We start from the raw sequence: 26,322 nt of genomic DNA on the forward strand, positions 1-26,322 counted from the left end.
AATTAAAAATCTTTGCTCTCTTTTTCCTGTTATTTAAATGATATGAGAATCCAGATATCCAGGGGTTTTGAGAGTTTTCAGAGGAGATTTTACCGACAACTAAATTGAGCAGTAATTATTGTATTGTGTGAAATAAAATACAAAAGTGTATTAAATAATGGAATGAAAGCGGTTTTTAAGACACTCACTAAAACCGCATTTTAGTAAATACCATGGAAAAAACCTGATAAGGATACATCAAAATAGTAACAAACCTTCCTTAAGGTATCTAACCGTATATCTACCTTACCGGATTCGAGCCTGGCGATGTTAATATTGGTTTCGCTGTAAAATTTCTCCTGTGTAACTTGGTTTTGCCGTCTTAAAGTTTTGATTTGTAGCGCTATTTTTCTCTTAAAAGCATCCTCTGAATTATTAAGGTACTCAAAATCAGTAAGTAACATAGTAAGGTAATAGTTTAGTAATGGGTATGTAGTGCAAGCTAAATAAAATAAATGAGCAAACTAAACCTTAAGTTATAATATTATTGTTACGTTAAGTTTGCAAATTCTGACGTATTCGTCATTGAGGTTATGGAATTGTGGCGTTACTTTTGTTTATTGATTAATGACTCTGCATTAGAATCTGTGAAAAAATAGAAATTTCATCTACCTATGAAAAACATTTTTTAAGAATTCTCAGACGCCCAAGCTGGGATTATTTGTTCTTTGTTTTGGGTTTAATCAATAGTTTAAATTAATTAGGGGAAAGAGAACTTTGAAAAAGGTTCTCTTTTTTTGTGAAGACGCTTTTTACTATGCGTGCATAATATTATTTTTGACGGATAACCCATTGTACCATGCATTTTGAATTAACAGAAGAACAATTGATGATACGCCAGGCGGCAAGGGATTTTGCGCAGACAGAGCTTAAGCCAGGTGTAATAGAGCGGGATGAGCACCAAAAGTTTCCAGCCGAACAGGTAAAGAAATTAGGCGAGCTTGGTTTCCTGGGTATGATGGTTTCTCCCCAATATGGCGGCAGTGGCATGGATGCTGTATCCTATGTGCTGGTAATGGAGGAACTTTCTAAAATAGATGCCTCAGCATCGGTAGTAGTTTCGGTAAACAACTCTCTTGTGTGTTATGGTCTTGAAAAATACGGAACTGAGGCACAGAAAGAAAAATACCTTGTTCCGCTTGCAAAAGGTGAAAAAATAGGCGCTTTCTGTTTATCAGAACCCGAAGCAGGTTCTGATGCTACTTCGCAAAAGACGACTGCTATTGATATGGGCGACCACTATTTGCTTAACGGCACAAAAAACTGGATAACCAATGGCGGCAATGCCTCCACTTACCTGGTAATAGCACAAACCGATGCCGCTAAAAAGCATAATGGTATTAATGCACTAATAGTTGAAAAGGGGATGGAAGGCTTTACCATAGGCCCGAAAGAAAATAAATTGGGTATACGCGGATCTGATACCCATTCGTTAATGTTTACTGATGTGAAAGTGCCGAAGGAAAACAGGATAGCCGAAGATGGTTTCGGTTTTAAGTTCGCCATGCAAACACTGGAGGGAGGACGTATAGGCATAGCTGCGCAAGCGCTCGGCATTGCATCGGGGGCTTATGAACTGGCACTGCAATATTCTAAAGAACGCAAAGCTTTTGGCAAAGCCATCTCTGATTTGCAAGCTATCCAATTTAAACTGGCTGATATGGCCACAGAAATTGAAGCTGCCCGTTTGCTGTGTTTAAAAGCAGCCTGGCAAAAAGACCATGGTTTGCCTTATGGACAGGCTAGTTCTATGGCCAAATTATATGCTTCTGATGTGGCGATGAGAACGACGGTAGAAGCTGTTCAGATACATGGGGGTTATGGATTTGTAAAGGAATACCACGTGGAGCGTTTAATGCGCGATGCCAAGATCACACAGATATATGAAGGTACCTCTGAAATTCAAAAGATTGTCATTTCGCGCGAAGTGTTGAAATAATAGAATAGTTTTCGCTTACTTTGAAATAGTATATCAACTTAATAGACTATTTTAAGAATGCGTTATAAAAATCTATTGTTCGCAAGCCTTATCACATTTATCGCTAATACAAGTTTCGCTCAAAGCAGTTTAAAAACAGGTATCTGGCGTGGGGCGTTAATGACCTCTTCAGGTAATGAGTTGCCCTTTAATTTTGAAGTGACTACTGACGCCGGTAAACAGCAACTGGCCATTATAAATGGTGGAGAAAGATTTAAAGTGACCGACATAAAGCAGGAAGGTGATTCTGTTTTTATACAAATGCCACTATTCAATTCAGAATTCAGGTTGAAATATGAGGGTGAAAGCCTAAAAGGGAAATGGATAAAACATTTGGGTAACAGAGACGGTGTGATGGATTTTACTGCTGCATCCGGACAAAGCTGGCGTTTTTTAAAAGATCCCGAAAAACCTGCCTATAATGTTAGCGGCAGATGGTCGGCTATATTTGGGGAAGGCGCTCACGCAGATACTACCATAGGTGAATTCAAACAAAACGGATCAGAATTAACAGGCACATTTTTAACTACAACAGGGGATTACCGCTATTTACAGGGAACGGTAAGCGGCAATAAACTTTATTTATCAACTTTTGATGGTGGTCACGCATTTATATTTACTGCAGGAATTAAAGACGATAAAACTTTAGTGGGTGGTAAATTTTACTCAGGCTATTCTGGCTTGGATAAATGGAACGCTGTGCGAAATGAAAATGCTAAATTACCTGATGCCTATTCACTCACCTATTTAAAACCAGGCTATAAAAAGATAGATTTTAGTTTCCCGGATATCACAGGGAAGAAAGTTTCTTTAGATGATGCACGTTTTAAAGGTAAAGTAGTTATTGTGCAGTTATTAGGTTCCTGGTGCCCGAATTGTATGGATGAAACCTCCTACCTGATAAACTACTACAAAAAATATCATCCGGAAGGTGTAGAGATCATCGGTTTGGCTTACGAACGTACAACTGATTTTTCTAAATCGGTCCCGACTTTAAAGCAATTGAAGAGCAGGTTTGATATTAGTTATCCTTTACTAATTACCGGTTATACCCCTGGCTCAGGCGATCCGCAAAAAAGCTTGCCTATGCTGGCCGACTTTAAAGGCTTCCCTACTACTATTATCATAGATAAAAAAGGTGAGGTAAGAAAAATTCATACCGGTTTCAGCGGGCCAGGCACCGGTGAACACTATACAGAGTTCACCAAAGAATTTGAAAAATTGACGGACGATTTACTGGCAGAAAAATAATGTTAGTCCGAAAGTTGGGAAGTCCGAAGGTCTGAAAGAAGAATCTTGCAAAACATAAACTTCCCGACTTATGCGGACTTTCGGACTATCAACTTTACGTCTTCTCCTCCCATATCATACACAAATGCAAAATGGTTTCAACTGCTTTTTGCATATCCTGTATGGATACCCACTCCTGCTTGCTATGGAAAGCATGTTCGCCTGCGAAAATATTAGGACAAGGTAAGCCCATAAATGAAAGCCTGGATCCATCAGTGCCACCCCGAATACTGCACAAGCGCGCATCTAATCCGGCACGCCGCATAGCCTCCATTCCATATTCGACGATTTGTGGATGCTGGTCCAATACTTTTTTCATATTACGATATTGCTCATGTACCTTTAATTCATAACTGCATCCGGGGAATTTTTTTAATACCTCATCAGCTATTTTTCTGATGACATCGGCATGCTGCTTTAATTTATCTTCATCAAAATCGCGAATAATAAATTCGATCTCTGCAGTTTCCACATGCCCGCTGATACCAACGGGATGTACAAATCCCTGCATATTTTCGGTTCCTTCGGGGGATAACTCATATGGCAAAGCATCAATTATTTGTCCGGCTATTTTAATCGCGCTCTGCATTTTTCCTTTAGCAAAGCCGGGATGTGAGCTGATACCATTAATAACGAGCTTCGCACCATCGGCAGAAAAGGTTTCATTTTCCATATTCCCGGCGCTTTCACCATCCATCGTATATCCAGCATACGCTCCTAATTTTTTAATATCCACTTTATCTACTCCACGCCCTATTTCCTCATCCGGTGTAAATAAAATCCTTATTTTTCCGTGCTTTATTTCCGGATGATTCATTAGCTGATGACAGGCATCCATAATTTCGGCAACACCCGCTTTATTATCGGCTCCTAACAAAGTTGTTCCGCTCGCTGTAATAATATCGTTACCTATCTGATTCTTTAGATCGGGATGATCACTTAACCTGATAATTTGTGAGGGATCATCGGGCAGCACAATGTCCTGACCCTGATAATTTTTATGTATAAGTGGCTTTACCCCATACCCGCTGCAATCAGGTGCTGTATCCATGTGCGAGCAAAAACAGATCACCGGAATGTTGCTTTTATCACTGTTGGATGGTATCGTGGCGTATACATATCCGTACTCATCAATATGCGCATCTTGTAACCCTGCGGCATGTAATTCCGTTACAAGTGCTGTGCCCAAATTTTTCTGCTTTAGGGTGGAAGGACAGGTATCAGAGGTGGGGTCTGATTGGGTATCAATTGTTACATAACGAATAAAACGCCCGGCAACTGTAAATTTAAAATTCATATGTAGCATATATATAGATGTAAATTTTATTTTTGGAATGTGTTATGTTGTGTTGTTCCCCAAATTATAAATTATTGATCAAATAATAAACATTGAAAAAGTTCATTCTACTTTTCGTATTAACATGCTGTGCCATTATTGTAAACGCCCAGGTGGGTTACAATTATAAAGAGTTTTCCGTTGGATTGGATGTAAGTTATGAGCGGGGGTATACCAACCTAACGAATCAAGACTACCATATTGGTGAAAGCGTCAATTTTACTTATAATTATAGTCCTTATATTCCTATTACTGCCGAACTGCAATTTGGATCACTGTCTGGTGGTGGTGCATATCCATCGGGAGATAAGTATGGCCGCCAGTACTTAAATCAGTTTGAAGCGTTTGTAGTACACGGAGATTTGGGACTGGGAGAGCTTATTGATTACTCCCAGAGTGATCTTATGAACATGTTAAAAAACTTTTATGGTGGTACCGGGCTTGGAGTTGTATTTAACAATAATACAGTTACAAGGCATCCAAGTTATGACCCTTCTTATACATTCCCCGGAAGCAATTCCAGCATTAACCCTATTATACCATTAAGGTTTGGTTATGAATTTAAATTATATAACGATTACGAAGAGCCCTGGATGGCAATAGATATCGGCTATGTACATAATCTTGTGTTTGGTGAGGGACTTGATGGTTATGATGACCCTTCAAGTAAATTTAAAAACAACGCCACAAATCAATATAGTCAGATAGTTATTGGCGTTAAATTTGCCCTTGGTAACGTAACATCCTACAACAAGTTTATAAGAAGTTTCTATTAATCTTGAATATTGAAGAAATACGCGATTATTGCCTGGCAAAATCCGGAGTAACAGAGGGCCTGCCCTTTGGCGGGGACACGCTGGTATTTAAAGTTGGCGAAAAGCTTTTCCTTTTGATCAGTATTTCTGACAGCACAAATTTCAACGTTAAATGCGATCCCGAATGGGCTGTTGAACTGCGCGAGCAGCATCCTGAAATAAAACCGGGCTATCACATGAACAAAAAGCATTGGAATACAGTATCCACTGACGGTAACCTAACACACCGCCAGTTATGCGAAATGATAGATCATTCGTATGATCTGGTATTGAAAAGCCTTCCAAAAAATATCCGGGAAAATATAAAATAGATAGCAAGCGTTCACGTTCACATCGCATGAACACCATTTAAATTACTGATTATAAAATACTTGCAATTTTGCCTCTACTGACAAATCATTGTCACCACATTTGTAATATCCACATGACTTTTACTTTGTTAATCCCCTCCCAAACTTATATTTGCTGAAATAATTTTTATGAAGAAATTCCTTGCCGTATTGCTTGCCTCTTTTATTTTTTTGCAGGCCAATGCCCAATTAACCCCGTTTGAATTAAGTAAGGATAAAAACTATACAGCAACCTATGCCGAGGTGATTGCTTACTACCAGAAGCTAAGCAAGCAATATCCTCAGATGAAAATGACCAATTATGGTACAACCGATGTAGGTAAACCATTAAGCCTGATCGTTTTGTCAAAGGACAAAGTTTTCGACCCGTCACTGATCAAAAAGCAAAACAAAAGAGTTCTATTGATCAATAACGGCATCCATCCAGGTGAACCGGAAGGCATAGATGCCAGTATGATGATCGTTCGCGACCTGTTGAAAAACAATAAACTACCTAAAGATGTGGTGTTATGCTTTATAGCGGTATACAATATCGATGGCTGTTTAAATCGTGGCGTGTCACGTATCAATCAAAACGGTCCGCGGGCTTATGGTTTCAGAGGGAATTATAAAAACCTCGACCTGAACCGTGATTTTATAAAAGCCGACAGCAAAAATGCTTTGGCTTTTATGCAGATACTCAACACCTGGCGGCCCGAAGTCTTTTTGGATAACCACACCAGTGACGGGGCCGACTACCAATATGTAATGACCCTGATAGAAACGCAAAAGGATAAACAAAACCCCATACTGGCAGATTACACTTCAAAAACACTTTCCCCCGAATTGTATAAACGCATGGCAAAAAGCGGTTATGAAATGACACCTTATGTAGAAGAGATAAAAGGCACGCCGGATTCAGGCATAGTAAGCTTCCTTGAAACGCCACGTTTTGCGACTGGCTATACGGCGCAGCATAATATCATAAGCTATATTACTGAAACACACATGTTGAAGCCATTTAATAAACGTGTTGATGCTACTTATGATTTTATGAAGCACCTGATCGACATATGTGAGCGTGATGCCAAACTGATAGGCGAGGTAAAACACAAGGCCGATGAGCAGGTAAAACAGCAAACAAGATTTGCCCTTAACTGGATACTGGACGAAGCCAAATATGATACCCTAACGTTTAAAGGATACGAAGCTGGCCGCAAACCCAGCGAAGTAAGCGGATTACCACGTTTGTACTATGACGAAAGCAAGCCTTATACAAAAACCATCAGGTATTATGATAATTATAAGGCGACTGCATTTGCCGATAAACCGATGGCTTATATTATCCCGCAAGCATGGCAAAAAGTGATCGAATTGTTTAAGCTGAACAATATTGTGATGCATAAATTAACCCACGATACCACACTTGATCTTCAGATGTATTATATCGGCGATTATAAAACTGGCCAGCGTCCTTACGAAGGACATTATGTGCACACCAATGTCCAGCTAAAACCAGTCGACATCAAAGTGAAATTTTATGCAGGCGATTATGTAGTATATACCAACCAGGCCCTGAACCGTTATATTGTGGAAACACTTGAACCACAAGGGGTCGATTCATTTTTTACCTGGAACTTTTTCGATTCTGTTTTAGGCGAAAAAGAATACTTTTCGGACTATGTTTTTGAAGATGATGCCGCCAAATTACTGAAAAGCGACCCGGACCTGCGTAAAAAGCTGGATGATGAGAAAGCGAAAAACCCTCAACTGGCCAACAGCGCAGCTGCACAATTAAATTTCGTGTACCGTAATTCGCCTTATTTCGAAAAAACCTACCTTCGGTACCCAATTGGCAGACTATTAACCAATACCAAACTCGATATTCAATAAATGGAACAATATTTTAGTGTGGCCCCTGTGGCCTGTGTTATTTTTGCAATTACTATCATCGTTACCCTCATCGCTTTTTATAATGAGGATTTCTATAATAAGTTGATACTCCAGCCCTACAATGTATCAAAGGGCAAGTATGTGTATACCCTTATCACCAGTGGATTTATACATGCCGATTGGATGCACCTGCTGTTCAACATGATGACCTTTTATTTTTTCGCGTTTCAGTTAGAGGCTACCATAGGTCACTGGCAGTTTGCGTTGCTTTATATGGTGAGTTTGATTTTAAGCGATCTGCCATCAGTAGCAAAGCATAAGAATGATTTTTGGTATCGAAGTCTGGGTGCATCAGGCGCGATAAGTGCAGTTGTTTTTAGTGCGATATTGTTTAACCCCCTGGGTAAAATGGGATTAATTTTTCTTCCAATTCAAATACCCGCTGTTTTGTTTGGAATATTGTATTTGATCTACTGTTCTTATGCTTCAAAACAGGGGCAGGGAAATATCAATCACGATGCACACCTGTTTGGTGCGCTTAGTGGTATAATGATCACTATAATATTAGTCCCCCAGGTAGTGCCTTACTTTTTCCATACAGTTACCGAGGGAGTTCAATCTTTGCTGCATTAATAAAATTACCATCGGCATTCACTAAGAAGCTCATGGGGTTTTCTGGATCTTTGATGATCTCCAATAACAGGAAACCCCACTTTTTCCAAAAATTTTCAAGCACCTGTCCGTAAGTTTTATTTTGCCAGAAATCAAATAGCGGCTTGCTGCTTATACCGCGCAGGGGCATGCTTTCAATGTACGTAGTATCGCCGGCAGGCAAAATGTTGTACTCCGGCAGACGATTAAACAAGTAAGCCGAATAAAATATCCGTGCATTAAATTCTTCAAACTGTATAGGATGCAGGGTTTGTCCCTCAATTTTTTGCAAGATCTCTTTATGGAAAACGCGATTAGCCCCGTTATCCTGCAAGCAAATGATCAGCCCAAAATCTTTTATCCGCAAAGAAAAAGTTAAAGTATTGATCTCGTCACGATAGCCAAAAAGATCCTCTTCATTTTCCACCTTAAACAAAAACAGACTGAATGGCTTAAACTCTTCCATCACAATAGGCTGATTTAAACTCTGCAGCATCAAATGCAGATTGCCGAATTTATGTATAAGCGCCTGCGAAATATTAAATTCCTGTCCCTGTGTGTGCTGTTGTCTTATCCCGGACTGCACCTCGTTGAATAAAATGCCGTAAAGCAATTTACCCGCCCATTGAAAGAGTTTTAACTCATCCACATTTTTCACGGCATCAAAACCAATATCAAAAGCTGCAGCTATTTCAGCTTCGAGAGGTTCAAGATATTGCTCATTTATTTTTGCTGCGCATGGAATTTTTAGATCCTTATAAGTAGCAAAGCTTTCATCTAATAGTTTAAAAGGTTGATCGGCCAAATTGTAACGGTTCATTAACCAGGTAGGAAATACCTGAATCTTTTCTTCTTCGGATGTTAATGAATGCCCCGACAAAAAGCAGGTGCGGTTGCTGAAATTAGACTTTTTGAACGGTTCGTAAATTTGTGCGGACATGGCTGCAAAGATAAGCAGGAAATATTATCAGGCTAATTTGTAGTATACGGAATCAGGTTAGCCTGCAAAAAATTTACTTATGGGTGTTTTTATATCTTAATTACATTACCCCCGGGGTAAAATGTTGGCAGAAAAAAAGATATGGTAATAATTTTTTGTGCTGTAGGTACAATACATTGTTCGCCATGGTTATTCGATATGCATATCCAGGTGTTGCACCTATGGCGCAAAAAACCATTTTAATTATTTTTCTACCAACATTTTGCTCCTAAAGGAGCAGCTTTCTTTCCCCCTCTTTCCGCAAAGCGGAGAAAGGGGTGACAAGCGTAGCGATGTCGGGGTGAGTCAACTAGGCATGCGAAAGGTATATTAATTAAATTATTTTAGCTTTGAATTTTAACATGGAACTGACTTTTCAACCTTTTGAACTAGGGTTAAAACACCCCTTTACGATTGCCAAATTTTCGCGCACCTCTACCCCTTTGATGCTGTTGCAGCTCAAACATGAAGGCTATACCGGCCATGGTGAGGCTTCCATGGTGCCCTACATGGGTGAAGGCCATCAAAGCGCAACCGAATTTTTAAATAATGTTGATGTTAAACAATTTAAATATCCCTTTGATTTCGCGGCGATAATTAATTACCTCGATAGCATCGCAGCCGGACAACCAGCTATAAAAGCTGCCATTGATATAGCTTTGCATGATCTGGATGGAAAGATCAGACAACAACCCTGTTGGCAATTGCTCGGCAGCGATCCAAATAAAATGCCGGTCACCAGTTTTACTCTTGGAATCGATACACCCGAAGTCATCATCCAAAAAGTAAAAGAAGCGGCAAGCTGCAAAGTGATAAAAGTAAAATTAGGGCGTGATAGCGATAAAGAATTAATACAAACTATCCGCTCGGTTACCAACGTGCCTTTATACGTTGATGCAAACCAGGGCTGGACCGACCGTCAACAAAGCCTGGATATGACCCACTGGCTGCATGAGCACGGAGTTTTACTAATAGAACAACCCATGCCGAAAACCGATCTCGACGGTAATGCCTGGCTCACTGAGCATAGCCCTATCCCAATTATTGGTGATGAAGCCGTACAACGCTTGCCCGATGTAGAAAAAGCAAAAGGCATTTACCACGGCATCAATATAAAGCTGATGAAATCCGCAGGGATGCATGAGGCACACCAGATGATATTAAAAGCAAAAGAGCTTGGATTAAAAATATTGATAGGCTGTATGAGCGAAACCAGTTGTGCTACTTTGGCAGCTGCAGCCCTCGCCCCCCAATGCGATTGGGCCGATCTGGATGGACCGCTATTGACCAGCAATAACCCTTTCAAAATGCCGGAATTTAAGGATGGAAAGTGGGTGCTGAGTAACGAACCGGGGCTGGGAATTCAACGCATTTAATTCAAATTGTCATTGCGAGGAACGAAGCAATCGCATACTATACAGGGCGGACTTACATAGTATGCGATTGCCGCGTTTAGCTTATGGTCGGTGATAACATCACAAGTCTTCGGAAGATCGAAAAAGAATCCAACACAATTCATTTTGTCATTCTGAACATAGTGAAGAATCTTCTGCGTTGACTAAGTATGCGCCATATTTTTCACCGTAAAGTCCTGGTGAAGAAGATTCTTCGCTCTCGCTCAGAATGACAATTCCTTCTTTAGCTAATTCTATCTTCGTTAATCCCGACAACACGGTATTAGGCTCAGCCACTAACAATCTAATTAGTTACAGCAACTTGTCCTATATTCTATTAAGTTTACACCTATAACTTTTTATTATGAAAGCCTCGCTGTTAACAATCTGCTGTATTCTAATCTTATTCACCGGTTCATCTTTTCAACCTAAAGACGACTGGACTTACTTGCTTGACAAAAATCTAACTAAGTGGAATATCTACCAAAGCTTTCATCATAAGTTAGGCTATAAAGGTGAAGCACCGAAAGATGAGAATGGTAACCTGATAAAACCGATCGGTTATAACATTAACCAGGATAAGGTATTTACTACGATGGAAGAAAACGGCGAGCCAGTTTTGCATATTGATGGTGATATTTATGGTTGCCTGTTCACTAAACAGGATTTCGGCAATTATGATCTGAAACTAAAAGTGAAATGGGGTACACATAAGTATGTGCCACGCGTAAATGAACCAAAAGATTCAGGCGTACTCTATCATTCACAAGGAGAATGCGGTGTAGAATACTGGCGCACCTGGATGCTGAGCCAGGAATTCCAGGTAACAGAAGCCGGAATGGGCGATTATTGGTCGCAAGCCAGTTCAAGATCAGATGTTAAGGCAGTAAAAAAAGGCAGCGATTACTTTTTCGATAAGAACGGCACTTTAACCGCTTTTGGTACCGGAACAGGTAACGGTGGCTTTTGCCATGCAGGTGTTGATGCCGAAAACAAAGATGGCTGGAACGATCTCGAACTGATCACTTACGGCGATAAAAGTATCCGTATCGTAAATGGCCAGGTTGTAATGGCGCTATCAAACAGCAGGTACGTAGTTAATGGCGAAGCAAAGCCATTGGTTAAAGGCAAAATCCAAATCCAAAGCGAAGCCGCCGAAGTGTTTTATAAGGATATCAAGATAAAATCGATAAACGGGATACCGGAGGAATATGCCGGATATTTCAAATAAAAAAAGGCGAATTAATCGAAGTTTAAATTCGTTTCAGTTTATGGCCAGACTTACGAAGTTTTAAAAACTTCGTAAGTATTTCTTTCAATTACACATTTGCTTTTTTATTCCTTTCTAAACTGAAAGAATGTAGCTGTTCAAAAACTTTATTATTATCTTTTTTTATTGAGATTGATAAAAATTCTTGTGATTTATTATATTGAACCTGAAGAACTACCAAGATATTTTCAGCCGAAGAATCTATATCAGATATTTCTAATTTCTCTTTTTGAAGAAATAATCTAATTGTAGTATGAAGTTGTAGATAAAATTGATCTATAAGTGATTGTACATCAAGGTGTAATATAAATATGTTTTTCTTTAAGTTTACTTGGTAATTAAGCAATTCTTCCGCAGTTATAATTGAAGACAAAATCCCAGAAATTTTGTCTAATTGTTTTGGTGCATCACCATAATTATTTGAGTCAAGATTGGTATTGCAATCTTTTGCTTTGTCAGCTAACTGCGCATTAATTAAGGAAATAATTTGATAACGAATTGCCCTATAGCCAACAAAAAGGGCTATTATTGCCACTACCAATGCAAGTATAGAACTGAGTAAATTGTAATCTATATTATTAGAACAACTCATAGGTGATAATTTTAAAGAGGCGAACTACACATATTTAATAATTTTTGTAATTCACCTCTTTCAAAAAATTTGTTTCAGAATCTATTTATCACTCAACATAATCGGATTCCCCTTACCCCCGCCGCCAATAATGATCACTTTGGCATTTGGCGATAAAGCAATTTCCTTTTGAGCTTTGATGCTTTCGTATATCAATTGCTTGTCAGACAAACCGGTAGAAAGTATTTTCTGATAATCGGCTATACCTTGCGCTTCTACACGTTTACGGTCGGCTTCCTGGCGTTCCTTCTGTAGTACGAACTGCATTTTCTGTGCATCCTGTTCAGCATTAATTTTTGATTCAATACTGGCGCGTACAGTTGCCGGCAATGTGATATTACGTACCAATACCTGTTGAACCTCGAGCCCGTTTTTGGCGAAATTATCTGTAATGGTTTTGTTGATCTTGAATTGAAATTCCTGGCGTTTTACAGAGTATAAATCTACAGCCTGGTAATTTACCGCATTATCTCTGATGGCAGTGCGTGTTACCGGGCGTACTATCTTATCTTCATAATTAACACCAATGTTTTGCAAAATAAAAGGTGCTTTTGCAGGGCTCACCCTATACAAAACAGAAAGATCTATAGTTACTTCCAATCCATCTGACGATAATACGCGGATGGCATCGTCACCTTGCACCTGTCCCTCACCACTCCTGGCGCTCATGGTATAATTTTCAGTCTGGATGCTGAAAGTAGTTACATCAACCAAAGGGTTTATAATGTGTAACCCGCTTTCCAATACTTCATCCTGTACTTTACCAAAAAGTACCTGTACGCCAATTTTACCCGGATCGATTACTTTAACAGCGGAGAGTAATAAACCCAAAACAATAATGACGATTCCTACAGTGTTTACGATACCACCAAAACGGCTGCCTGGTTCCGGCGAGCGTTTGAGCACTATGCCCACAATGAGCACAATGACACCTAATATTGCGATAAGCATTTTTTTGGTTGAATTTAAGGTTTTTTCTGCATGTTGCGTATTTCTTTCAGCAACCGTATCTTCAAAATTACAAATACAGCGCCTATAAATACAGCACCCGCTATATATTCGTACCGGGTATGTTCAAAACCGTAATATGCCAGTGCCAGGCAAACAAAAATGCCGATGTTATAGAGAACATTCAGCGCTAATTTTTTACCCATGGCTTAATATACTTGTATAGTAGGATCAATTTCTTCCGCCCAGGCTAGTATGCCGCCTTGCAGGTTGTATAAGTTTGTAAAGCCAAACTGCTGCTCCAATTGACTAATAGCTGCTGCACTGCGTTTTCCACTGCGGCAATGTACCACTACAGGTTTGTCTTTAGCTATCTGCTCGGCCTCGATCAGTATCCCCCCAAGCGGAATCAGTTTACCACCCAGGTTTGACATTTCATATTCAAAATCTTCGCGAACATCTATCAGTTGAAAATCTTCGCCCTTGTCCATCATTTCCTTCAGCCTCTTTACAGTTATTTCTTTCATCTTTTTTTATTAATTTCAATCAAATGTAAGTTTTTTCTATATTAATTAATTGCGAAGATAATTTGTAACAATCAATAAGTAAGTGCGTTTTATATATGTTTGCATTAAAATTACATTTTAGCCGATGAAGAAGGTAACCCGGTTTTTTTGGTTCTGTTCAGGGGCCCACGTAGGTACGTTAAAAAAATATCCAATAGAGCATAATAAATATGTAGGTATTGGTGCCACTATATTCTTTACTGCGTTATTCGCCTCAATGTCAGGTGGTTATGCCATGTATTTTGTATTTAACGGGAGTCCGTTTGCCGTCGGATTTGCTATTTTATTTGGGTTGATATGGGGCCTTGCCATCTTTAATATGGACAGGTATATTGTATCAAGTATCAATAAAGAAGGTACCACCAACCAACAAATATTGCAGGCTTCCCCGCGAATTTTGCTGGCAATTATGATCGGGATTGTAATATCACGCCCGCTCGAGCTAAAAATATTTGACAAAGAAATACGCCAAAAATTAAAAACAGCCTACCTCAAAGGGCAGCACCGTAAGATCGATACGCTCCAAAGAACATACAATGAGAAGTACGGTATGGAGCTGACCAAAAACAATGATCTGAAGAAAGAAAAGGATTCGCTGGAAAAGGATATCAACCGCTCACGCTATGAATTGAATCAGGAAGTTTTTGGCGATAAAACCAACCAAACATCTGGCATAGAGGGCTATGGCACTTATGCCAAGCAAAAGCAGACTGTTTTGCAAGAGAAAGAAGACAGGCTAAAACAGGTCACCAACAATTTGGGACAAATGGATAATTATCTAAGCCAGCGTAAAGAATTTGAAGGTTTAAGTGGTACACGAATGTTTAACCCACACGAGTTGGACAGCCTGAGCAATATCGCAGGTTTCTCAGACCGCAACTGGGCCCTGGGGCAGTTAACCTACAACGAAAATGGTACCCGCGACCTGGATACCTACCTCGCCATTTCATTTATTGGTTACCTGTTTATTTTATTTGAGTGCTTACCGGTATTTGTAAAACTGATGTCGCCCAAAGGCCCGTATGATGTAGCCATAGGTAAGGTAGCCGAGGCTAACCTGCATTTTGCTGAAAAGGACAAAGAACGTGAAATGGAGGCCACAGATCAGGTATTTGAACATGATGTTGAAACTGACGTTGACCGAAAAAAGAAGATCATCACAGCCCAATCAGAATATGACCTGGAGCGGCATAGTTATGATTAAGTTAGTTAGGTAGTTGATTGGGTTAGATTGAGTTGATTAAGTTAAATGAGGTCAACCTACTCACCAAATCAACTCAAAATAAATATTATATTTGTATAAATGCAGTTATCAGCCAGGGATATACAAATTGTAAGGGATTATTTTTCTAATCAACCGGTAATAAAAGCCTATTTATTTGGTTCATATTCTCGTAATGACGCTGATCATGATAGTGATGTAGATATATTGGTTGATCTAGACTATTCAAAACATATTGGGCTTGGCTTTGTGCAAATGCAATCAGATCTGCAACAAAAGCTCAAAAAAAAAATCGACCTGGTTTCTTCTAAAGCAGTTTCTAAATACCTTCAACCATTTATAGAGCAAGATAAAGTTTTGATTTATGAAAGGTAAGATAGGTGATCGTCAAAGATTGCTTCATATTTTGGATGCGATTAATGAAATTCAACTTTACACTGAAACAACTAATCTAAAATCCTTTCTTGCAAATTCTATGATGCGTTTTGCTTGTGTAAAGCAAATTGAAATAATAGGAGAAGCCGCAAATTATATAACGCCCGAAACAAAGGCAATGTTCACCGATTTAGAATGGAGCCAAATAGTAGGAATGCGGCATATTCTCGTTCATGAATATTTCGGAATGGATTTCGAATTAATTTGGCAGGTGGTTATTAATGATCTCCCTATATTGAAAGAAAAGATTCTATCTGCTATAAATACTATTCAGTAATAGCATTAATATAAAACTTTTCCCGATTTAATAGTAATTTCAGCGCTATTAATTCGATATCATGAAGAAGTTTTATTTATTGGCAATTACATTACTATTGGCTACTGCATCATTTGCACAGCAGGAGCAAAAACCTATTTTTTATTCCGTTTCATTCCCTAACGCTGTACATCACGAGGCCGAAATTGTGCTAACTATACCGCAAGCACCAAGTGGCAGGATACTGTTAAGAATGAGCCGTTCCTCGGCGGGAAGATATGCCACGCATGAGTTCGGCAAGAACATTTATAATATTAAAGCATATACACAGGGTGATACCAGCCTTAAAATAAACCAGATTGAAGGTGACCTGTATGAGATACCTGTGCATGGAAATACTGTTAAAATAAGCTATACCCTGTTTGGTAACTGGACCGATGGCACTTATGCAAGCATTGATCCAAGTCATGCCCATCTCAATATGCCTGCTGCATTTTTATGGGTGGTAGGTCAGGATAACCGACCAATAAAATTTGAATTCAATGATTTGGATAAATACGGCTGGAAAGTAGCCACACAGCTAAAAAATGAAGGCGCCAATATCTACAGTGCTCCAAATATGCAGTATATGATGGATAGCCCAACTGAACTATCTGCATACAAAATAAGCAACTGGCAGGTGGATAATAATGGCAAAAAGGAAACTATCAACCTCACTATTCACTCAGATGATGACCAGGCTACCATAGATGGTTTCGCAAAAAAGGTTGAGCGCATGGTTTTGGAGGAGAAAGCTGTTTTTGGCGAACTTCCTGTTTATGATTATGGCGAATACACTTTCCTCGGGGATATTTCTCTAAATGATTCCGGCGATGGTATGGAGCACCGCAATTCAACCTGCATTACTATACCGATTGCTAAAGTTGGTGGTTTTGAGAATAGATTGTTGGGGGTATTTGCACACGAATATTTTCACAGCTGGAATGTAAAGCGCATTCGCCCAAAATCATTGGAGCCTTTTAATTTTGAACATGCCAATATGAGCAGCGAGCTTTGGTTTGCCGAAGGTTTTACCCAATATTATGGCGAAATGGTGTTGGTGCGTGCGGGTTTTAATACTGTCGACGACTATACCGGTACTATTGGCGGATTGGTTAATCAGATCTTAAATACACCCGGTGCTGCCAAATCTTCTGCCGCGCAGATGAGCCGTTACTCGGTGTTTGCCGATGCCGGGGTATCTATCGATCCAAATAACCAGGCCAATATGTTCACCAGTTATTACACCTATGGTGGTGCAATTGCTTTGGCGCTTGATCTTCGCTTGCGCAGTGAGTTTAACCTGACGTTGGATGATTATATGCGTACTGTGTGGTTGGATCGTGGTAAGGTAATGAAACCTTATACCATTCCTGATCTGCAAAGTGACTTGGCTAAGGTGACCAAAAACCCCAAATTTGCTGCTGACTTTTTCAATAAATACATCTATGGCATAGAAAAAAATAATTATGAAGAATTATTAGCGAAAGCAGGTCTGCTATTGCGCAAAGCTGCACCGGGCAAAGGCTGGGCTGGTCCGTTAAGTTATAACCGCAACCGTGGCCGCTCGGGCGAAGCACGTACCGCAGGCGAAGAAGGTTTGCCTGTGCAGATCAGTATCATCGGTACGCCGGTTTACAAGGCAGGCTTGGATGTAGGCGATATTATTTTGAAGGCTGATGGTAAGGAAGTAAAAGATATGCAGGCTTTTACCGATATTGTAGCAGCAAAAAATCCGGGCGATAAGGTAGTTGTTAATTACAAAAATCGTACAGGCGAACACGAAGCAACCATCACACTTGAAGAAAGTCCGTACCTGGAAGTGGTTACTTATGAAAAAGCAGGTAAAGAACTGACTAAAGCACAAACAGATTTCCGTAATAACTGGCTATCAACCAAAGTAAAATAACAGGATGAAGAAATTTTTATTTGCAGGCGCATTACTTGCTTTGTCAGCAGGCGCTTTTGCACAGGATGTTGACAAAATGATCAAACAGGATGATGTGGAACGCATTATCAAAACTTTGTCGGCTGATGATATGCAGGGAAGAGGAACTTTTACCCCCGGCATTGAAAAAGCGGCACAGTTTATTGAAGGTGAATACAAGCAGATCGGATTGCAGCCAATGGAAGGTAATTCAGGTTATCGTCAGAATTTTTCGATGATCAAAACTGTACCTGTTAAAACAGAAGTAACTATAAATGGTGTTGCTATCCCTGCTGATAATGTTGCTATTGCAGGCAGCTCTGCATTTAGCTGGAATAAATTGGAAGATGCAGAAATAGTAAAAATTACACCGGACAAAGACTTGCGGAAAGAATATATAAGCGCCCTACAAAGCGATAAAAATATGCTGCTCCTAATTGATCCTAAGTTCGAAGCTATGTTTAAAAGGGTCCGCGGCCGTTCTGCAGGCGGTAGCGTTGCTTTTAAAGATGCCCCTGCAAAACACGCACTGGTTTTTGTTTTGGGAATTTTTGATGATGTAAAATCATTCACTGTAAACTATGATGTGAAAAACCAGGAATTACCGTTGTTTAACGTAGCAGGCATTATTCCCGGCAAAACAAAGCCTAATGAGTATGTTGTATTTTCCGGGCACTATGACCACCTGGGAATCATAGCACCCGTAAAAGGTGATAGTATTGCCAACGGTGCAGATGATGATGCATCCGGTACAACTGCTGTGATCAGCCTGGCTAAATATTATAAAAAGTTAGATAACAATGCGCGTACCCTGGTCTTCGTGGCTTTTACAGCCGAAGAGATCGGCGAATACGGTTCACAATATTTTGCCAAAACGGTTGATCCTGAAAAGGTAGTAGCCATGTTTAATATAGAAATGATCGGCAAGGCTTCTAAATTCGGACAGAACTCGGCTTTTATTACCGGCTATGAACGGTCTGATTTTGGTACGATACTGCAAAAGAATTTAGAAGGCACCGCCTTTAAATTTTACCCCGATCCATATCCCGCCGAAGATTTGTTCTACCGCAGCGATAATGCTTCCCTGGCTAAAGTAGGTGTTCCCGCGCACACCATATCGACTGATCAGATCGATATCGATAAATTATACCATACTGTGGGTGACGAATTCAGCACACTGGATGTAGGTAATATTACCTCAACTATTAGGGCGATAGCTTTAAGCTCGCGCACAATAGTAGCAGGCACCGATACGCCAACACGGGTAGCTAAATTGGAAAGATAATTGTTTTAGTAGCAGTTGCAGTTTAAAGTGGCAGTTAATCACTGATACTGCCACTTTAAATTGCAACTTAGGAAACCTATGAATAATGAACTGCACACAATTCCCCGCATAGCCATCACAAGTATAGCAACAGGCTTACTAATGATGGCTTTTTTTACTACGATGTGGACGGGTATTGCTTGTGGCAGTTTGAAACATGGAATAATTTTGCTGATTTTATTCGGCATTATAATTATCACATTTATAAGCTTTGCTATATACCTGTTCGGTATATCCAAACGCTTCCCTAAACTTGAAAGCGAAACAGATAAAGCAGAAGGCAAACAAGCTGGAAAATGGTTCGGAATAATTTTTGGCGCCGAAGGCCTGGGTATTTTTGTGGCGATCAACATAGTTGTTAATCTTGGTCATGCCGACCTAACCATACCCGTTATCGCCCTCGTTGTGGGATTACACTTTTACCCATTGGCAAAAATATTTAAACGGACAATTGATTATTACCTCGCTACCTGGACAACAGTAATAGCCATTATTGCGATTGTGCTTATTCTAAAGAAAGTTTATCCCCCGGCAAATGTTGATGCTTTTGTAGGTATCGGCACCGCTATCGCGACATCGGGTTATGGTTTGTATATGATCTACGTTGGCAGGAATTTAAGTAAGAAGGTAATACAATGAAGTATCCTAAACTAACTTGTTGTTCATCGCTGGTAATTTTATTATTAGTTTTTTGCTCCTGCAAACAAAAAACTAACGTTAAAGTCTCGAAACCTTCTTTGAAACAAATCGATGTTAAATCTTCTCAAGATACAGGCAAAGCTATCTACGACAGCTCCATTATTTTATTTAACGATACTGCTTATAGGGTAAATATCAGAGTTTTTGATAGGGAAGCTGAAGGCGAAACAAAAGCTAATGCGATACTAATTCTGAAACAGACTCAAAATGGAAGGATGTTGATTTTAACAAAAGACAGTATATACACAAGAAATGGAGGGTATGTGCAATTCGCTGATTTCAACAATGATGGAATAAAAGATTTGCTCGTTTTTTACACTGATGGTGCGCGTGCTAATCCAAGATTTCACCTTTATCTAATCAATACTAAATTGCACCGATTAATACCTGTTAAGGGATTCGAAGAGTTAACCAATGCTGAATTTGATAGTAAAAACAATATTATTATTAGCGTTGGTCTCTCAGGTTCAGACTATTATTCATTTTATAGGATAACAAGAAAAAATAAACTAATTAACCTTGGTCACTCATTTGAAGTACGCGAAAGTCATTCTAACGAACATGCTGACAGCGTAAGGTATAATAATGCAATAAAGGCGATATTAAAGGACAATAAGACGGAATAGCTCTAATTTATAATTCCTTCCGCATCACATAATCATTCATCCAATACGGACCGATAGCTATATCTTCTTCATAAGCTACTGAAAAGCCCATTTTCTCATAAAAGTTTTTTGCCTTGTTATAGCGGTTTACATTCAGGTCAAGTATATTTTTGCCGGCCTCAATAGTTTTGTTCGCTACCTCAGTAATCAGTGTTTTACCGTACCCCTTACCCTGTGTTTCGGGCAGGCAATATAATTTGTGCAGTTTATAAATGTCAGGGTCTTCCTCGCGTGGCGAGTAGGCAGCAAAGGCAACGGGTTTCTCTTCCTCTATTAACAACAAATAGATCTGGCTGCCGGTATTAAGCTGTTGAGAGATCTTTTCAACCGAATAAATTTCATTCAGCATAAAGCTGATCTGCTCTTTTTCTAATATCGGCGAGTAGGCTACCCACCACGTATCTTCGGCTATTTGCCTGATGGTCTCGAGATCATTTATAGTTGCTTGTCTGATAGAATACATTTTTCAAATATATCAGAACACCCGTAGAGACGCAAAATATTGCGTCTCTAATCTTCTCTTTCCAGATCGTCCACTACCTTTTTAAGCCCTGCCAGATATTTACCGTATAGAGAGCGGACGGATAAGTTGATGCATACATAAATTATTGCGAATGAAATGAGTATAATAGAAAACACCAATATCATCATTCCGGGGGATACCGTTACACTACCCGATAAAATACGCTGTATGAGATCGAATGTTTTTTTACCGCAAACTAAGCCAAAAGTTATCATCACGGCTAATGGTGTTACGCAAAGATTGTAAGCCTTGTATAATTCTATGTTCAATTCCAGTTCATAAGCTACTTTACGAATACTGTTTTTTACATTCAGATCATAGTACCCTATTGATTTATAGAATACATAAAACTTGAAGAAATAATACGCGTTAGGTATCATTAAGGTAAATATTAATACGCTCGCCGTGGCAAAGAAAAAGGCATTTTGCTGATAGAAAAATAAAAAGCCGAACATTGCAAGGTAGCTGATCAATGTTGCTATAAATTCTTTTTTCATATTTCTGCGTATTTTCGCGATAGCCGAAGTGGTGTCCCTCAGAGCGGCAGTACTTACCGGCAAATGCATGCCTGAAGGCTCATCTTTGTTCCAGGCATCTTTTAAATCATCAATATTCATAATTCATTTCTTTAATTAAGTCCTTCAATTTGTTTTTAACCCGATTTAGCCTAACCCGTAAATTAACCTGCGTTATACCCAAACTGGCAGAAATTTCCTGATAGCTTCGATTTTCCATGTATAGAAATATCAATGCCCTTTCTACCTTATCGAGTTGCTGTACGGCCTTGTAAAATACCGCCAGTTGCTCCTCCTTTTCCCCGGAGGTAACAGGCGCGTCCGGGTGGTCAAAATTTTGAGGCAATTGTTCAATATCCGGGCGGCGTTTTTGTTTCTTAAAGAAAACAATTGCTGTATTTAACGCGACGCGATACATCCATGAGCTTATTTTACTTTCGCCCCTGAATGAATCAAACACAACCCAAAGCTGTAATATTATTTCCTGGAGCAGGTCGTCCTGATCTTCAGGGTTATCCTGATAAATTTTACATATTTTAAAAAGCATCCCTTTGTTTTGCTCAATTGTCTGCAGAAAAAGGGTTTCCTTATTGTTCACCTTAAATACCGTTACAGTGTTAATGCTTAATACACAATAAGTATCATTTTTTAAAATTTGTTACAAAGAAGATTTAATTGTTGGGGGGCGATGATATTTCCGTCGTTTAGATTAATATTTATACCTGTCGCCCCAAAGTTTCTTTAATTTTTCTTTTGTCTCCGCTTCGCGGGCATTGTTGCCTGGCTGATAAATTTTTGTCCCCTTGATCGCATCCGGCAAAAAATCGATATCGACAAAATTACCCTCATAGCTGTGGGCATATTTGTAATCTTTGCCGTAGCCGATATTCTTCATTAGCCTGGTGGGTGCATTGCGTAAGTGCAAAGGCACAGGCAAATCCCCGGTTTCCTTTACCAAAGCAATAGCAGCGCCAATGGCCGTAGTAGCCGAATTACTTTTGGGCGATGTAGCCAAGTAAATAACCGTTTGCGATAAGATCAATTGCGACTCAGGCATCCCGATCACATTGACTGCATCGAAACAGGATTGTGCCAACAATAAGGCATTAGGATTAGCATTACCAATATCCTCTGATGCCAGGATCAGCATCCGGCGGGCAATAAACTTGGGATCTTCACCCCCTACTATCATCCGTGCCAACCAGTAAACCGCACCATTCGGATCACTGCCGCGCATGGATTTGATAAAGGCCGAAATAATATCATAATGCTGCTCGCCCGTTTTATCATACAGAGCCATGTTTTGCTGCACATGCTCCAGCACCATATCGTTGGTGATGGTTATTTTCTTTCCGTCGAATGCATTTACAAGCAGCTCGAAAATATTTAACAGCTTACGTGCGTCGCCGCCAGAAAGGCGTAACAAGGCCTCGTGCTCTTTTATCTCGATCTGTTTTTGTTGCAGCACAATGTCTTCCTTCATTGCCTTATTGAGCAAACTCACCAAGTCATTTTCTTCCAGGGGCTGCAAAATATAAACCTGGCAACGGGAAAGCAAAGCCGAGATCACTTCGAAAGATGGATTTTCAGTTGTAGCACCAATCAGCGTAACTATCCCACGTTCCACCGCACCCAGCAACGAATCCTGTTGCGATTTTGAAAAACGGTGTATTTCATCGATAAATAAAATGGGCAATACCTCGCCCTGTTCTTTTAATAAGGACGCCTTTTCAATTACCTCACGTACATCTTTTACACCAGAATTGATCGCACTTAGCGAAAAGAACGGCCGGTAAAGCGATTGCGAAATAATATAGGCCAGCGTGGTCTTGCCCACACCCGGTGGCCCCCAGAATATCATGGATGGCAACGAACCCGATTCAATGGCTTTGCGTAATACCGCACCCGGTCCCACCAAATGTTTCTGACCCACATAATCATCCAAAGTTTTTGGGCGCATGCGCTCAGCTAAAGGAGGCAAATTGTTCATGGTAGTAAAAATCTGAAAAGTAAATGCTAAATCCTAAAGAAATTAGTATTTTAGAAACAATTATATGATACAACAGTTTGACAGGTCCAATTATCAAACTATTTGTGACCAGCTAGCTTCCTCCGATCCGGAGCTTAAAAAAATAATTGATACCCACGGCTATCCCCCTTTTTGGTCAAGGCCAAATAGCTTTGAATCATTGGTGCATATTATTTTGGAGCAACAGGTTTCCCTGGCTTCGGCATTATCAGCATTAAACAAACTGAAGGAAAGGATACAGGAATTAACACCAGCGAGAATATTATTATTGACCGACGAAGAAATGCGCGCCTGTTATGTAAGCAGGCAAAAAAGCAGCTACATCAGGTACCTGGCCGAAGCACTTTTGAGCGGACAATTAAAACTGGACAATTTGCCGCATTTGCCAGATGAAGCAGTTCGTGCACAACTGGTCGCGCTAAAAGGCATAGGCAACTGGACGGCGGATGTTTACCTGATGTTCGCCCTGCAGCGGGCAGATATTTTTCCTATCGGTGATCTGGCTGCAGTCAATGCGCTGAAGCGGGTTAAACAGTTGCCTGCCAAAACTACCCAGGAAGAAATGCTGGAAATAACCACACAATGGCAGCCTTATCGGACTCTTGCTGCTATGCTGCTCTGGCATTATTATTTAAGTTCGCCCAAACCATCTGCAAAAACAAAATCCTGACGTGAGCATCCCAAATTATAAAAAGACACGCATAGCCCCCACGCCGAGTGGTTTTTTGCATTTGGGAAACGTGCTGTCTTTTAGTATCACCGCTGCGCTAGCACAAAAACACGGCGCGAAAATATTATTAAGAATAGATGATCTTGACCAGGCCCGGGCAAACGACCAATATCTGCAGGATATTTTTGATACGCTGAACTTCCTGGAGATACCCTGGGACGAAGGCCCGCGTGATGTAAATGAATTTAAAAATACCTACTCACAAGTGCATAGGATAGGGTTGTATAATGAGACACTTGAAGATTTGCGTGCCCGTAGACGTATTTTTGCCTGTACCTGCTCCCGTCAGCAATTGCGTGACAACATTCCGTGTGCCTGCCGAGATAAAAATATCCTTTTAAATGAAAAAGATGCAAGCTGGCGTTTGATAGCAGATGATCAGGCTGAGTTAAATGTTAAAGATTATTCAGGACAGATTATTCATGCTGCATTACCAGGAGATATACACAATTTCATAGTCAGAAGAAAGGATGGTCTACCCTCATACCAGTTGACTTCTGTTGTTGATGATCTGCATTATGGGGTCGATCTTATCATACGCGGCCAGGACCTATGGTCATCCACAGTGGCGCAGCACGAACTCGCAAATACGCTCCATAAAGGTGATTTTCATGCCATCACATTTTATCATCACCCCTTACTAGTTGAGCCGGATGGGCAGAAACTTTCCAAATCCGATGGTGCCACTTCTGTACGCTATCTGCGCCAATCAGGTAAAGCGCCAGTCGATATCTATAGAATGATCTCGGCATCACTTGGCATTAATGCAGAAATAAATAGCTGGCAGCAGCTTGCAAATACACTTATTACTACTTAAAGAAATTTATTTTAAAAAATACATAGCAAAGTATTGTACATTGTATTACTATGTATTATATTTGTCGCATGAATACTGAATTTGTACAGAACTGGTTTTCCCAGGTAAAGAAGGGTACCCTATCCTATATCATCCTCATCATACTGGATGAAAAGGAATATTACGGTTATGAACTTGTGCAGGGAATAAAAATTCATACAACACTGGAGGTTGCTGAGGGTACTTTATACCCTTTGCTAAACAGGCTAAAAACAGAAGGAATTGTAGATTCTAAATGGATCGAGCAGGAATCAGGCATCCCCCGCAAATATTATACATTAAGTAAGGATGGCAAGGCTACACTAACTGAAATGAAGAAGATCTGGTCAGCATTGGAAACAGCCATTCAAAAAATTCAAAAATGAAAAGAATTATTTTTAAAAGTCAAACAGCTCAAAGGATCTACGACGATTACTTTAAACGCGTTAACAGGTGCATCAAAATATTATCTGCTGAAGATCAGCTGGAGTTACAAATGGAACTGAACAGCCATGTTTACGAGGCAACACACACCGCTTTGCCCGAAAATGAAATCGATACATTAATGAATGTATTAGAAAAGCTTGGCGATCCTGAAGTAATGTTGCAGCCATCTGTTGCTTATAAAAAAGCGCAGCAGGCCGGCAGGTCATTCAACCCTAAACACATTTTGCAGGCTTTGTACCTGAATACTTTTAGAGGTATAGGCTATTTTATGATTGCCCTGATCTATTTATTGATCATCGCATTTGGCTCATTGATCGTACTCAAAATCGCTTCACCAGAACATACCGGGTTTTTTATTGGAAACGGCCACTTCTTTATGGGCTACAATACTCATCCGACCACTGGGCTTACCGAAGTACTGGGTAACTGGTTTATCATTACAGTTATAGCATTAATGGTCCTGTTTTATTTTTTAAACACCCTGCTATTTCGCTTGCTGAAAAGGAAGTAGCTTTTTTTATAAATATATACATCGCATTGCTATGTATTTTGTTATA

At 39.9% G+C, this 26,322-nt stretch carries 30 protein-coding genes; 19 read left to right on the plus strand and 11 right to left on the minus strand.

The annotated features are described in order from the left end of the window. Positions 1 to 200: 200 nt before the first annotated feature. Complete coding sequence (locus ACPPVU_RS01555; RefSeq protein ID WP_426669931.1) at positions 201 to 443, minus strand: helix-turn-helix domain-containing protein; 243 nt, start codon at positions 441 to 443, stop codon at positions 201 to 203. Between the two features lie 395 nt (positions 444 to 838). Between ACPPVU_RS01555 and ACPPVU_RS01560 the strand changes: the two genes are divergently transcribed. Further along, complete coding sequence (locus tag ACPPVU_RS01560) at positions 839 to 1,978, plus strand: acyl-CoA dehydrogenase (RefSeq protein WP_426669932.1); 1,140 nt, start codon at positions 839 to 841, stop codon at positions 1,976 to 1,978. A gap of 57 nt (positions 1,979 to 2,035) precedes the next feature. After that, positions 2,036 to 3,268, plus strand: a complete 1,233-nt coding sequence (locus ACPPVU_RS01565) for a peroxiredoxin family protein (RefSeq protein ID WP_426669933.1) — start codon at positions 2,036 to 2,038, stop codon at positions 3,266 to 3,268. 94 nt (positions 3,269 to 3,362) lie between these two features. On the opposite strand, the gene pepT is transcribed toward ACPPVU_RS01565, so the two are convergent. After that, positions 3,363 to 4,604, minus strand: a complete 1,242-nt coding sequence (gene pepT, locus ACPPVU_RS01570) for a peptidase T (RefSeq protein ID WP_426669934.1) — start codon at positions 4,602 to 4,604, stop codon at positions 3,363 to 3,365. 92 nt (positions 4,605 to 4,696) lie between these two features. On the opposite strand from pepT, the gene ACPPVU_RS01575 reads away from it, so the two are divergent. From ACPPVU_RS01575 to ACPPVU_RS01590, 4 genes are all read left to right on the plus strand, one after another. Beyond that, positions 4,697 to 5,419 (plus strand): hypothetical protein, encoded by a 723-nt coding sequence (locus tag ACPPVU_RS01575; protein WP_426669935.1) that lies wholly within the window; start codon positions 4,697 to 4,699, stop codon positions 5,417 to 5,419. Between the two features lie 2 nt (positions 5,420 to 5,421). Then, entirely contained in the window at positions 5,422 to 5,769 is a 348-nt protein-coding gene (locus tag ACPPVU_RS01580) for an MmcQ/YjbR family DNA-binding protein (protein ID WP_426669936.1), read from the plus strand. A gap of 168 nt (positions 5,770 to 5,937) precedes the next feature. Next, complete coding sequence (locus ACPPVU_RS01585) at positions 5,938 to 7,680, plus strand: M14 family zinc carboxypeptidase (RefSeq protein ID WP_426669937.1); 1,743 nt, start codon at positions 5,938 to 5,940, stop codon at positions 7,678 to 7,680. After that, positions 7,681 to 8,313 carry a rhomboid family intramembrane serine protease gene (locus tag ACPPVU_RS01590; RefSeq protein ID WP_426669938.1) on the plus strand — a complete coding sequence of 211 codons (633 nt, stop codon included), beginning with the start codon at positions 7,681 to 7,683 and terminating at the stop codon, positions 8,311 to 8,313. Here ACPPVU_RS01590 and ACPPVU_RS01595 read toward each other — a convergent pair. Continuing rightward, a complete protein-coding gene (locus tag ACPPVU_RS01595) occupies positions 8,282 to 9,271 on the minus strand; it encodes a hypothetical protein (RefSeq protein ID WP_426669939.1) in 990 nt (329 codons plus the stop codon). The two genes, ACPPVU_RS01590 and ACPPVU_RS01595, sit on opposite strands and share 32 nt — an antisense overlap. Positions 9,272 to 9,672: 401 nt before the next feature. Between ACPPVU_RS01595 and ACPPVU_RS01600 the strand changes: the two genes are divergently transcribed. Both ACPPVU_RS01600 and ACPPVU_RS01605 read left to right on the plus strand, forming a co-directional pair. Then, complete coding sequence (locus ACPPVU_RS01600) at positions 9,673 to 10,686, plus strand: dipeptide epimerase (protein WP_426669940.1); 1,014 nt, start codon at positions 9,673 to 9,675, stop codon at positions 10,684 to 10,686. Positions 10,687 to 11,068: 382 nt separating this feature from the next. Further along, positions 11,069 to 11,935, plus strand: coding sequence for a 3-keto-disaccharide hydrolase (locus ACPPVU_RS01605; protein WP_426669941.1), 867 nt, complete (start codon positions 11,069 to 11,071; stop codon positions 11,933 to 11,935). Between the two features lie 88 nt (positions 11,936 to 12,023). On the opposite strand, the gene ACPPVU_RS01610 is transcribed toward ACPPVU_RS01605, so the two are convergent. From ACPPVU_RS01610 to ACPPVU_RS01625, 4 genes are all read right to left on the minus strand, one after another. Further along, the gene (locus ACPPVU_RS01610; protein ID WP_426669942.1) at positions 12,024 to 12,566 is read right to left on the minus strand and encodes a hypothetical protein; all 543 of its coding nucleotides are present in this window, start codon (positions 12,564 to 12,566) and stop codon (positions 12,024 to 12,026) included. Between the two features lie 81 nt (positions 12,567 to 12,647). Beyond that, entirely contained in the window at positions 12,648 to 13,556 is a 909-nt protein-coding gene (locus ACPPVU_RS01615; RefSeq protein WP_426669943.1) for a prohibitin family protein, read from the minus strand. Between the two features lie 14 nt (positions 13,557 to 13,570). Beyond that, entirely contained in the window at positions 13,571 to 13,759 is a 189-nt protein-coding gene (locus tag ACPPVU_RS01620; protein WP_426669944.1) for a DUF6358 family protein, read from the minus strand. A 3-nt stretch (positions 13,760 to 13,762) separates the two neighbouring features. Beyond that, a complete protein-coding gene (locus ACPPVU_RS01625) occupies positions 13,763 to 14,080 on the minus strand; it encodes a rhodanese-like domain-containing protein (protein WP_426669945.1) in 318 nt (105 codons plus the stop codon). A 124-nt stretch (positions 14,081 to 14,204) separates the two neighbouring features. Here ACPPVU_RS01625 and ACPPVU_RS01630 point away from each other — a divergent pair, with 124 nt between their 5' ends. From ACPPVU_RS01630 to ACPPVU_RS01660, 7 genes are all read left to right on the plus strand, one after another. Next, positions 14,205 to 15,323: a DUF4407 domain-containing protein gene (locus ACPPVU_RS01630; RefSeq protein WP_426669946.1), complete on the plus strand. Its 1,119-nt coding sequence runs from the start codon at positions 14,205 to 14,207 to the stop codon at positions 15,321 to 15,323. A gap of 99 nt (positions 15,324 to 15,422) precedes the next feature. Further along, positions 15,423 to 15,716 carry a nucleotidyltransferase family protein gene (locus ACPPVU_RS01635; protein WP_426669947.1) on the plus strand — a complete coding sequence of 98 codons (294 nt, stop codon included), beginning with the start codon at positions 15,423 to 15,425 and terminating at the stop codon, positions 15,714 to 15,716. Continuing rightward, positions 15,706 to 16,053: a HepT-like ribonuclease domain-containing protein gene (locus ACPPVU_RS01640; protein ID WP_426669948.1), complete on the plus strand. Its 348-nt coding sequence runs from the start codon at positions 15,706 to 15,708 to the stop codon at positions 16,051 to 16,053. Before ACPPVU_RS01635 ends, ACPPVU_RS01640 begins: the two co-directional genes overlap by 11 nt. Positions 16,054 to 16,114: 61 nt before the next feature. Continuing rightward, entirely contained in the window at positions 16,115 to 17,980 is a 1,866-nt protein-coding gene (locus ACPPVU_RS01645; RefSeq protein WP_426669949.1) for a M61 family metallopeptidase, read from the plus strand. A gap of 4 nt (positions 17,981 to 17,984) precedes the next feature. Next, the gene (locus ACPPVU_RS01650) at positions 17,985 to 19,283 is read left to right on the plus strand and encodes a M20/M25/M40 family metallo-hydrolase (RefSeq protein WP_426669950.1); all 1,299 of its coding nucleotides are present in this window, start codon (positions 17,985 to 17,987) and stop codon (positions 19,281 to 19,283) included. Positions 19,284 to 19,361: 78 nt separating this feature from the next. Further along, complete coding sequence (locus tag ACPPVU_RS01655) at positions 19,362 to 19,961, plus strand: hypothetical protein (RefSeq protein WP_426669951.1); 600 nt, start codon at positions 19,362 to 19,364, stop codon at positions 19,959 to 19,961. A gap of 98 nt (positions 19,962 to 20,059) precedes the next feature. Beyond that, positions 20,060 to 20,647 (plus strand): FG-GAP repeat domain-containing protein, encoded by a 588-nt coding sequence (locus ACPPVU_RS01660; protein ID WP_426669952.1) that lies wholly within the window; start codon positions 20,060 to 20,062, stop codon positions 20,645 to 20,647. A 7-nt stretch (positions 20,648 to 20,654) separates the two neighbouring features. Here the strand turns inward: ACPPVU_RS01660 and ACPPVU_RS01665 are convergent, their stop codons facing one another. From ACPPVU_RS01665 to ACPPVU_RS01680, 4 genes are all read right to left on the minus strand, one after another. Beyond that, positions 20,655 to 21,149 (minus strand): GNAT family N-acetyltransferase, encoded by a 495-nt coding sequence (locus ACPPVU_RS01665; protein ID WP_426669953.1) that lies wholly within the window; start codon positions 21,147 to 21,149, stop codon positions 20,655 to 20,657. A 47-nt stretch (positions 21,150 to 21,196) separates the two neighbouring features. Then, positions 21,197 to 21,826, minus strand: coding sequence for a hypothetical protein (locus ACPPVU_RS01670; protein WP_426669954.1), 630 nt, complete (start codon positions 21,824 to 21,826; stop codon positions 21,197 to 21,199). After that, complete coding sequence (locus ACPPVU_RS01675) at positions 21,816 to 22,322, minus strand: RNA polymerase sigma factor (protein WP_426669955.1); 507 nt, start codon at positions 22,320 to 22,322, stop codon at positions 21,816 to 21,818. The genes ACPPVU_RS01670 and ACPPVU_RS01675 overlap by 11 nt, the downstream gene beginning before the upstream one ends. Positions 22,323 to 22,433: 111 nt before the next feature. Next, positions 22,434 to 23,714: a replication-associated recombination protein A gene (locus ACPPVU_RS01680; RefSeq protein WP_426669956.1), complete on the minus strand. Its 1,281-nt coding sequence runs from the start codon at positions 23,712 to 23,714 to the stop codon at positions 22,434 to 22,436. Between the two features lie 64 nt (positions 23,715 to 23,778). Between ACPPVU_RS01680 and ACPPVU_RS01685 the strand changes: the two genes are divergently transcribed. The 4 genes from ACPPVU_RS01685 to ACPPVU_RS01700 all read left to right on the plus strand — a co-directional run bounded on the left by ACPPVU_RS01685 (position 23,779) and on the right by ACPPVU_RS01700 (position 26,276). Beyond that, a complete protein-coding gene (locus ACPPVU_RS01685; protein ID WP_426669957.1) occupies positions 23,779 to 24,423 on the plus strand; it encodes a DNA-3-methyladenine glycosylase family protein in 645 nt (214 codons plus the stop codon). 1 nt (position 24,424) lies between these two features. Continuing rightward, a complete protein-coding gene (locus tag ACPPVU_RS01690; protein ID WP_426669958.1) occupies positions 24,425 to 25,300 on the plus strand; it encodes a glutamate--tRNA ligase family protein in 876 nt (291 codons plus the stop codon). Between the two features lie 68 nt (positions 25,301 to 25,368). Next, positions 25,369 to 25,704 carry a PadR family transcriptional regulator gene (locus tag ACPPVU_RS01695; RefSeq protein WP_426669959.1) on the plus strand — a complete coding sequence of 112 codons (336 nt, stop codon included), beginning with the start codon at positions 25,369 to 25,371 and terminating at the stop codon, positions 25,702 to 25,704. After that, positions 25,701 to 26,276 carry a hypothetical protein gene (locus tag ACPPVU_RS01700; RefSeq protein WP_426669960.1) on the plus strand — a complete coding sequence of 192 codons (576 nt, stop codon included), beginning with the start codon at positions 25,701 to 25,703 and terminating at the stop codon, positions 26,274 to 26,276. The genes ACPPVU_RS01695 and ACPPVU_RS01700 overlap by 4 nt, the downstream gene beginning before the upstream one ends. The last annotated feature ends 46 nt before the right edge of the window (positions 26,277 to 26,322 follow it).

It is taken from the genome of Mucilaginibacter sp. McL0603 (assembly GCF_049992945.1).
GTDB lineage: Bacteria > Bacteroidota > Bacteroidia > Sphingobacteriales > Sphingobacteriaceae > Mucilaginibacter.